Source organism: Bowmanella denitrificans (assembly GCF_039522935.1).
GTDB lineage: Bacteria > Pseudomonadota > Gammaproteobacteria > Enterobacterales > Alteromonadaceae > Bowmanella > Bowmanella denitrificans.
The window spans coordinates 1-9829 of sequence record NZ_BAAAEI010000014.1 but is presented as its reverse complement, the minus strand read 5'-3'; the positions used below and the strand labels follow the sequence as shown (position 1 = coordinate 9829).

The following is a 9829-nucleotide window of genomic DNA, read 5'->3' as shown; positions in this document are numbered from 1 at the left end:
TGCCAAAGCGATTGTGAGCTTATTTGTCTGGCGAATTTTGCCCTTCCAAACCTTTTTGCGCCCAGTTTCTGGCATGCTTAATCGGGCCGCGTATGCCCCTGTCCGGGTTGTCTGGCCGGTCATCCTGAATGCGTGGATGTTGTTCCAGTTGCTCAAGCACCAGCAGGACACGCTTGAGATCTGCGGTGTTAACCGCCGGGCGAATGCCGTCACGTACCGAGGCGATCAGAGTGAAATGCAGCGCGCTGGTTAAGGTCCACACCGTATTTAAGCGAACACCGCAAAGGTTCTTGTCGGCCGCCAGTGACGCCAGACAATCCAGCAGTTGTGGCACAAATTGGGTGGGCCGCCGCTCCTTAAACATCACGGCGGCAGCGTAGAGCTGCTCCGGGCCGGAGCTGAGCAACAGGCCATCGGTGATCTGTTCCAGATTTTCCAGACCTTTCGCATAAGCTTTGAGTCGCTCGCGGGTTTCAGCCAGAGCACTGACCGGCGCATTGGGATCAAACCCTTGCAGAATTTCCGCAAATACCTGGCGTTCCTGCTCCAGAGCGGTTTCCAGCCCACGGATTTCCTGCTTCTGCTCCGACACTTCCTGGCGCAGTTGTTCAAGTTCAACCTCAAAGTCACCAAACTTTAGTCGGTTTACCCGCTTCAGGAGATCCGGGCGAAATAGCACGGAAAGCACAATCAGCAGTGCAGCTATTTCCCACAGTGATACGTTTTCAACAAAGAGTTTTAGATAGTCAAAACTCGTGGGAGGGTGTGCCATTGTCTGTTTTCCTTGGTTATTATTGTTTGCGCGCTTTAATTTGCCGTTGTTACGGGGCAGCTTGCCAGGTTGTGCTTGGTTTAAGGCCGATATCTGCACAAACGTCAGGTAGCATCGATGTAGTCAGCCCACCTGGCAGGCTAGTTAATGCGGGGGTTGCCAACTGTGCCTGCACAGTTTCCTCACCACTTGTGATTTTTTCAATCCAGGCTTTAAAAAAAGACACGCGGGAATACACTTCAACAACACCATACCGGCCCAATCCACCGCTTTCGAACCTGGAACTGATACCAAGTACATATGGCTTACCCTGATGAATCTGGTAGGCCGGACCACCGCTATCGCCACCACCGGAAACGCCTTCCAGGGGCAAAGCGGCAGCGCCGCTGTCGAACTTGAATTTTAGCCATGGTCCGCTGGCTTGCTCGACCTTATTCTGGGCTTTTCGTAGTATTCCGGCGTTTGCAAAATTATCCACCACTTGGCCTTTCAGGCCATCCCCGGTGCCACCTATGCCCATAAACCAGATATGCTTGTCTTGTTCATCGCTTTGCTCATAAAGTCTTGCAGGCTCTATGTCATTCACTGGCTTAGCAAGTTTTATCAAGGCGATATCGTGGCTTTTGCCTGGTTGATAATCCTTATGTACAAACACTCGCTCAACTCTGTGATAGCCATTGGTTAGGGCTATATAACTGCCGGGATTGACACAGAATGTGGCATGCGCAGCGGTCACCACCCAGTCAGGTTTAACCAAGGTACCGTGAGCGCCGTCAATGTAGAAGGTAGCCAAAGGCGGGAAGTCGTCTGGTTCAGCAAGATAGGCCTTATCGGGCACATCATGGCGTACCACTATTGCTGATACCGATACACTGAAGACCACCAATACAACAGATAGAACTTTGCCCATCACTGTCCCTTGTAATATTGCCCGCCTATTTACCGGCCCCACTGATAAGTAACTTTAAACTTGCCGCGCCAAAAAACACCGCAAACACACTTTCAAAGACCCGTTTGGATTTGAGGTAGATGCGTCTTACACCTGAATAGGAAAAAAGCACGGCATAGCCCAGAAAAATCAGCGAACTTAGCGCGCCAACAACCAGGATGACCGACAGCAGTGCCAACGGGCTGGCAGTTGGCGGCACCCCGATTGAATACAAGGCAGCGAAAAACAAAATAGCCTTGGGATTGGTTAGATGAATAAGCAAACCACTTAAGTAACAGCCCTTGGCTGTCATGGCTTGGTTGGCAGGCAGAGTAAGTGGAGCGGTGGAAAAGGCGCTACGCAGCGATTTCACCGCCAGATATAACAAGTAAAGCGCCCCGCAATATCTGAACACTTCAAACAGCCAGACATTGGTGTGCAGTATGGCCGCCAGCCCAAAGGCGGCAGAGGTTGACCAAAACAATGAACCACTCAGCACTCCAAATGCCAGACAAACACCCGCACGGCGCCCCTGCTTCATCTAGGCTCCCGCTATCGCCAGGGTGGCCGGCCCCGGACTGGCTATTGCCGCCAGCGCCGATATCACAATCAATAAATAATTAATCTGTTCCATCTTCTGTGGTTTTCCCTATGCAGAATGACCCCATGCATCCACCGTAACTCATCTAACAGCCATTTAGCAAAATGCTTAACCCAGCAGACACACTCGCTAACCTTGATGTTGCGCCCACATCACATGTTTTACATCTATGGCCTGAGCGTCTCAATAATTTGCGCATCCACCCAGAAAACATCAACATTCTCAAATTTATCCGAACCCATATTTCTTACAAAAAACAGGTATTTCCCGTCTGGCGTCACTTTTGGCCCGGCTTCATATGCAGCTGTATTGATTTTATCGCCCATATTAATCGCCTCGCCCCATGAACCATCCGGCTGTCGAAAACTGATATACAGATCAACATCACCAAACCCATTGTCTTTAATGCCGTCCCACATAATGTAGGACTCATCAGGTGCAATAAAGGGGTGGGCATTCCTTGTGCCAGCGTTAATCTCTTTACCAAACGGAACTGGGGCTTGTCGTTTACCTTCGACCAAACGAGAGAATCGAAGAATGCCTTTCTCTTCCGGGTGCCGCTCGTCAATGGCATAGGTACCCTTTAATGAAACAGACAGGCTCATAATGTTTATGTCAGTAAAAGCGGCATCCAGACTTTGTACCTCAGACCAACCAGAGTCTGTACGTTCCCGGTATTTCTTACCCAAATGCATGGTCTTACCATCTGGTGAGAAGAAAGGATAAAAGGGCCGGGCTTCCTGACTGAGGGTCTCAACCCATTGGTTACCCTGTTGCTGATAAATAATCGTATCGAATTTATTACTATCTGCACGCTTTCTAATAAAATAGAACTCGCTCATATCGGCCGTAAACACACCACCGTCATCAAAACCCGCGGTGGTTACAATACCCGGCGCAAAAGGCTCAGGCGTTAACCCCGGTGGTGTTTGCCCAAGATAAGGGCCTTGTAGTAAGGGTAAGTGATCATTGGCGTAACTCTGGCTGCATATCGTCAGCACAGGAAATAACAGTGTTAGTAAAGAATATTTAGATGCCATAACTTTTCCTTGTTGATGAATCTGTGACTCACTAAATTTTTCATGTTCAACCCTATTAAGCAAGCGCTTTTATCACTATCCAAAACGCTTTCTTTATACGGAAGTCTAGAGCTAGTGTTCCCACTGAAACGCTCAAGTATTGAGCAACTTTCTACTTTTCGCTGATGCTGACCCAACTCCCCCAATAAATCAGCCGCTGTTGGCTCCTGCCGCTTTAACGACATTCGGCTTCAGTCTGTTGAACGAATTCACGCCACGCTGCTGAATACTTCCAGGTACCGGCCACTTGGGCTTGGTCCGACGCCTCAGCTACACCGTCAGGTAAACCAGGAAGTTCCCGATTTGGCCCTAGGTGACTGAAAAAATCCTGCTCATACCAGAGTTGAATTTCCCGCAGGTCATCAAGGGCCATTGCCCGTTCATAAGATGTTGCATCAGCACACGCGATAATAAACTCATAATATCTGCGGCTACGCTCTACATCCCATCGACGCAGGAGGAAATAAGCGTCGTCACAGCTGGATGGAAAGTACCTTCGCGCCAGTCCATTGATTGTTGTAATTTTGTGGTTAGAAAGAACCGCTTCGAGTTCGACCGTTCTAAATACGCCATCGTCAAACGCACCTTCAGCAATGACCTCAATGCAGCCAGTCACAGCAGCAGCGAAACGACAGGAAAGCGCATCCCACAAGCCTCGGGCCACCGCACTAAGCGGGTCATTCTGCGGATAATTCAGCTGTAAGTCGTGTAAAAACCTTCCGCCTTGCGTATCCTCCAGGCTAAATGCCAGCCCAAGTCCGCGAAACACATCAACTTCAAGACAAGAAAGCTTATCCCACCACATTGGGCCGTTAGGATCAGTCTCGTTAATTGGGACACTTGTCGGAACATCTTTGCCAGACCATAGAAGCGCTTTGTTATGCGGCGAGGATACGTCCAACCGCGACATGGCATTTTGCAAGCTCGCTATCTGCTGATCAGTCAATCGCGGCCCTGGTGCAGCGGCACGCAAACGTGCTTCTCCAAGGCGAGACTTCCAGGTCAGGCCAAAATCGCGTCGAACCTTTGCTTTTTGCACATTGGCCTCTCAATAAAAATCTGTTGGTAGATAAAAATTGTTTTCTAAAAATCGAGAGAACCTGTGATTACTTTACCTCAATGGAAGAACATAAATCATTCATTTTTTCTGGTTTCATACCATCATGCAGGAAAGGACTTTGGGTTGAAATTTTTTCCCTAATTAAGTCACTATCCGCTGAAATGACATCTTGTATCCAGCGTTTATATGATGAAACACGTGTATAAAGCTCTGTAACGCCGTATTCTCCTACACCATAAAACCATGAGTCGGTACGTGAACTGATACCGAGTAATTCATATTTATCTCCGTTTTTTCTATAGGCAGGGCCGCCACTATCACCATTACCTGAAACGCCTTCCAGTGCTTCTGCGGCAGAGCCTTCCTCAAATTTAAACACTATATCCGTATCTGTTGTTTTAACGATCTTATTTTGAGCTTTTCTTAACTTCCCATTATTTTCTTTATAGCCAACTGTCTGCCCTTTAGTCCCAGTTCCTGTACCGCCGATACCTATAAACCAAACGACAGCACCTTTTTCGTCGTTGTTGCTATACATTTCTGCAGGTTCAATTTGTTTAATACTGGATTCAAGTTTAATCAAAGCTATATCATGTTCACCTCCCAAGCGATATTCAGGGTGACTATACCGATTAGAAACAGATACTATTTCTTCGCCAACTTTAATTTTTTGTCCAGGATTCATGCAAAAAACAGCATGGGCAGCGGTGACAACCCATTGAGGGTGAATCAATGTACCGTGAACCCCGATATTATATAAGGTTGCTAAGGGAGGGAAGTCAGATGGAACAGCGGAATATTTTTCGTCGGAAACATCATGCCGAATGACTATTGCATTAGCTAAGGATGTAAAAAGCCCTATTGATAAAAACAAAGATTGAGAAAATTTCATATTAACTTCTATCTGAGTTGCGCTAAAAAATAATATGGACTCCCCTATTTCCGGAGTTTTGCCAAACCTAAGTGGTAACTGTTGGGGAGAACTGCCCATGTCAGGTTTTAACTATTTCTATGCCATTGATTTAGCCAAATTGGGTTTTAGTATCCACGGCGAAGTGCAGCATGGCAAGGCAATAGTTGCTTAACTTTCATACTGGATAAGACACGCGAACCGCTGCGCGTCAGTCACTTGCATAACAGGCTAGTCATAGCGGCTTAATCTTTGCCCTAACCACCCAAGCTCTTCTCGCAGAGTCGCTGAGAGCTCATAGTCATTGAAAGCAAAATACCTCAGCGAGCTTTTCTTTGCACCCCCGGCTACAGCGAGTGGTATTTTCGACCGAAGACAGGCTCGGGCCTTTTCGTGCAGTTCGTGATCGTCCACTCTTCGTGTTCTTCTGGTCTTCGTGGTAGAAAGAGAATGACTTGAAAAACCGGGTCTGTGTTTTGGCGTCAGTTACGCGACAATAACTTCTGATTGTGCGCGATGCTAGCCTGACACCTCTTCCACTCAATTAGCTTTAAGCAAATTGCCCGCCTTTTATTAGCACGCTGAACTGACCGGGTTAAGCAGGACCAAAGTGGCTTGAGCTGCTTGGGGTAGGGCTTGCTAGCTTATTCTGAATATTTCTGCTGTACCAACAACGACGTTTATTTTGGTTATGGTCCTGTCTATCTCAGCGCTATCCATTAACTAGCCTATCTTATTATACATACCTACTTTTTTAGTTTTTTCCATAGATCTGATTGAATACTCTGAATAAGTTGATACGCCAGCTTCTTCCTATTCTCTGCACTCTCAGAACGCTGAATAATCTCTAAGCCCTTCTTAATATGTTCCTCGAGCAGTTCGTGCGAAAGAAGTTCATCGAGGTACTGGGGAATATTTGAAATACCAGGAGCAGTAAATAATGAGAGTTTATTTCTCGAGTTATCAATGACTCTTTTACAATTAATCACAAAGACATCTGAATTGAGCGAATCAGAGGAACTCTCCATTTCGACAATAAAGTCATTTATAACGTGCATTAACTGGTGAGAAACTGAACCAAAGTGAAGTTCTAAAATATATTTCAACCCTTCCTTATCCAAAACATTCTTTTCTACGTTCAAAACACTCTTATAAGCAGCAACAAATAGTCCCACTAAAATTGCCACACCCGCAACAAGCCCTGTTGCTTTTCCTCCTGGAACGGAAGCTTCTATTTGATCGCCAAATTGAACTCCAACCGCAGAAATAATTGCAGATAGTAAAATTAGTATAGATATTGTGATGACGGTTCTGTCCATGCATATCCTTAATATGTATAACGAATAATAAAAACCTTATTCCAACTAAATTTTGTCCTAATAACTGGATCACTGTTTTGATACAAACACTATAGGACTTCATAGTGCCCAAAATTTTGTCTCGCAAGGCATTGATACTGAATAAACCTGAAGCCGGGCACCACAATATTCCTAGCAAGATATGGCCATATTAGGATACGCACCAGCAGGAGAATCACCCCGGTCTGTTAGCAGCTATTTCTATGCCATTGATTTAGCCAAATTGAATTTTAGTATCCACGGCGAAGTGCAGCATGGCAAGGTTTGAATAACATGACCTCCTTGTCCTTTATGATATGCCCTCAATGGCGTGCGAGTCCCATTCGAGCGTCCTGCCTGTTGTTCAATCTTATTCCCGTCATCACCACGAAGAACACAAAGTACACGAAGGACGATAGAGATTGTTGATTCTTGGTGCTCTTCTGATCTTCGTGGTGAAAAAATCACTACTCGATAAAACCGGATATGGGGTTTGCCGTCAGATTCGTAAAAATAGACTTATAACTCCGGGCAAGGTCACCCGAAACACATATTCCACTCAATCAATTCCCAGCAAACTGCCCACCTTTTAGCCACGCGCTGAACCGACCAGGAATTTTTAAGCGGGGGGCACAAAGCGGCTCGGGCCGCTTGGGGGCAAAGCTTTGGCTCAGTTGACCCCTTTATTGATGTTTCAACAATACAGCCTACTGGATCCGGTTCATCACGACTTCCACCTTTTCTTGTTTAAAGATCAATGACTGGCCATCATCTTTAAAGGCAAAGGTAATAGCAGGTGAGTAAGACTGATCAAACAGAAAATCGGTGCCACCGGTATAAAGCAAAGGCTCCTCAAATTCACCACCAATCACCAATATCAGTTGAGCATCTTTTATTTTAAACTCGACCATATGTTCGGGATCAGTCGCTTCTTGAAATCGGCCGGTAAACTTGTTTAACAAAGCCAGTGAGGCTTTCTCATCCATACTGAAATAAGCATAATAAATATCTTTGACAATATCCGGTAGCTCGCTAAAACTGCCATTTTCCAATATCGCGAGCGTCATACCCTGTTCAGGAATATGTAAAACCACAGAGTGAAATTCATCAACATGACCACGGTGGCCGTAACTGACTTTGCCGCCATAAGTTAATTTTTGGACTCCCAATCCAAAGCTATAATTAATCGCCAGCATCTTATCTAAGGTGCTGGCCTTTAAAATATTACCGGCAAATAGCGCATCAAACAATTTAGCTAAATCCAAAGTCGTCGATATCACCCCACCGGCACCAAGCATCACCGAACCATCTGCTTCCATGGCTTTCTCATAGCCATTTTCATTTATGTAGGAGTATGCCTCCCCTTTTTCAACATCAATTTTCTGTGCGTAGTATGTGTCCTTTAGCCCTAATGGTGTCGCTATTTTCTCGCTAATCAGTTGCGCATAGGTTGCTTGATAAAGTCTTTCTAAAATAAAGGTAAGCAGAATATAATTAGAGTTGCTATAACGCTCTTGTGTGCCTGGTTCAAATTCACTATCAAAGTTGCCAATTAGTGAGACCAACTCTTGCTTTGAAACACCGCTATACATCATCGTTTGCATAGCAGGTACACTGCTGTAGTTTTTTACACCGCTGCTGTGATTTAACAACATCGCTATGGTAATTTTATTGGCATTTGCAATTTCCGGATAAAACAAATCTAGTGTTTGATCCAGTGTTATCTTGCCTTCCTCATATGCCATAAGTATTAGCAGGGCAGTAAAGGATTTGGTTATCGAACCAATTCGATAACGTGTTTCAGGCGTTGATAGCGTGTTGTTCTCAACGTTACTATAGCCTGATGCATAGCTGTAAACCGGCTTTCCAGACTGATAAATTGCCACGCTGCCCATAAAATGCTGAGAGTCTTTATATCGGTTTAGCACATTGTCTAGCGCGCTCTTTTCAAGCTTTGGCGCAGCGGGGCTATTTACACCTTGAGTTGCTGTTGTCGGCGCTTGCGTACAGCTGCTAATAAACATGGTGAAGCACAATGCTGCAAACAGTTTGCTCATTAATGGTCCCTAATTAAAGACATTAAAATCAAAGACTTCAGACTCTACAAAAGATCACTGTTATGCAACTTATAGGTTGTAACAAAGTGTCTTTGCATATGAATTCCTCCCCCGGAGTTTGGCCACGCTTCACCGGTAACCATTGAGGATACCGTCCATGTCTGTTTTAAAACTGCTTCTTTGGTTTGGATTAAGCTAATCCGAATTTCAGTATCTACGGTGAAGACAGCCGAGGGTATACAGGAATTTCTTAACGTTCATGTTGGATATAATGCCGAGTGCAGCGAGTGCTAATGCGTTTGTTATATTTTCAATTGTCCAGTAAATACCAAAAACAGACCGAACGTTAATGCGGGTATCCAAACTAAAAGTGCCAACCTTTGTAGTATGACGCCTATAGGATTGAACCACTTTGATTGGTAAACGTACGGTGGTTGGATTGCATCCATGTAGCGAGGAAATTTACCTTTAAATTCTTCTTTTACAAACAGTGGCATCAACATCGGAGCAAACACACCGCAAAAGCATAAAAAAAGAATCAATAAAGTGCCTAAAATAATTTCAACTGTATCCATACTTACCTGAAAATATAACGAATGAAATGGACTCCCCTATTTCCGGAGTTTTGCCAAACTTAAGTAACAACTATTGGGGAGAACTGTCAGGGCGTGAGCGCACTTTGTTAATTCCATTAACCAAAGAGTAATTCTGCTCTGAAATTATCATCGAAGCTGGCCCTGACACATTTGCCTCGGATGGAATCTTTGCTTTTGCTGTGTTGCTTCACCATGTTGCGCACTACCCGCCTGAACAACGCCATATTCTGCGCACTTATCGGCTCCTGAATCTGACATTCATCTTCTTTGAACACCACATCCAACACCCAGTGTTGCTGATTCTCGGTCAGCCAGTGTTGGCGTATAGCCTTGGCTATGCTGTCTGCATGGTCTAATGATGTCAAGTAATAGTGGGTGCTGTAGCTGGTCTTTTGCCCCTGGCTACGCTCACGCTCAACCGCCACAATGCGCTTGACGCCCGGCCAGTGTGGCAGGATGTCCTGGGGCAATTGGCTGGCATCGAGAAGA

General features: G+C 45.4%; 10 protein-coding genes. All 10 read right to left on the bottom strand.

What is annotated here, in order from left to right:
* Window positions 1-19: 19 nt before the first annotated feature.
* The gene (locus ABD028_RS12585) at window positions 20-772 is read right to left on the bottom strand and encodes a hypothetical protein (RefSeq protein ID WP_343845279.1); all 753 of its coding nucleotides are present in this window, start codon (window positions 770-772) and stop codon (window positions 20-22) included.
* Between the two features lie 49 nt (window positions 773-821).
* Window positions 822-1682, bottom strand: a complete 861-nt coding sequence (locus ABD028_RS12580) for a trypsin-like serine protease (RefSeq protein ID WP_343845277.1) — start codon at window positions 1680-1682, stop codon at window positions 822-824.
* Window positions 1683-1707: 25 nt separating this feature from the next.
* A complete protein-coding gene (locus ABD028_RS12575) occupies window positions 1708-2241 on the bottom strand; it encodes a LysE family translocator (protein WP_343845276.1) in 534 nt (177 codons plus the stop codon).
* Between the two features lie 227 nt (window positions 2242-2468).
* Window positions 2469-3404, bottom strand: coding sequence for a TolB-like translocation protein (locus ABD028_RS12570; RefSeq protein WP_343845274.1), 936 nt, complete (start codon window positions 3402-3404; stop codon window positions 2469-2471).
* A gap of 151 nt (window positions 3405-3555) precedes the next feature.
* Window positions 3556-4419 carry a hypothetical protein gene (locus ABD028_RS12565; protein WP_343845273.1) on the bottom strand — a complete coding sequence of 288 codons (864 nt, stop codon included), beginning with the start codon at window positions 4417-4419 and terminating at the stop codon, window positions 3556-3558.
* A gap of 67 nt (window positions 4420-4486) precedes the next feature.
* The gene (locus ABD028_RS12560) at window positions 4487-5332 is read right to left on the bottom strand and encodes a S1 family peptidase (RefSeq protein ID WP_343845271.1); all 846 of its coding nucleotides are present in this window, start codon (window positions 5330-5332) and stop codon (window positions 4487-4489) included.
* A gap of 764 nt (window positions 5333-6096) precedes the next feature.
* The gene (locus tag ABD028_RS12555) at window positions 6097-6669 is read right to left on the bottom strand and encodes a hypothetical protein (protein WP_343845270.1); all 573 of its coding nucleotides are present in this window, start codon (window positions 6667-6669) and stop codon (window positions 6097-6099) included.
* 725 nt (window positions 6670-7394) lie between these two features.
* Window positions 7395-8744, bottom strand: a complete 1350-nt coding sequence (locus ABD028_RS12550) for a serine hydrolase domain-containing protein (RefSeq protein WP_343845269.1) — start codon at window positions 8742-8744, stop codon at window positions 7395-7397.
* Between the two features lie 302 nt (window positions 8745-9046).
* Window positions 9047-9319: a hypothetical protein gene (locus ABD028_RS12545; RefSeq protein WP_343845267.1), complete on the bottom strand. Its 273-nt coding sequence runs from the start codon at window positions 9317-9319 to the stop codon at window positions 9047-9049.
* Window positions 9320-9435: 116 nt separating this feature from the next.
* Window positions 9436-9829: ISAs1 family transposase (locus tag ABD028_RS12540; RefSeq protein WP_343845265.1), on the bottom strand; the 394-nt coding region annotated here is incomplete at its 5' end.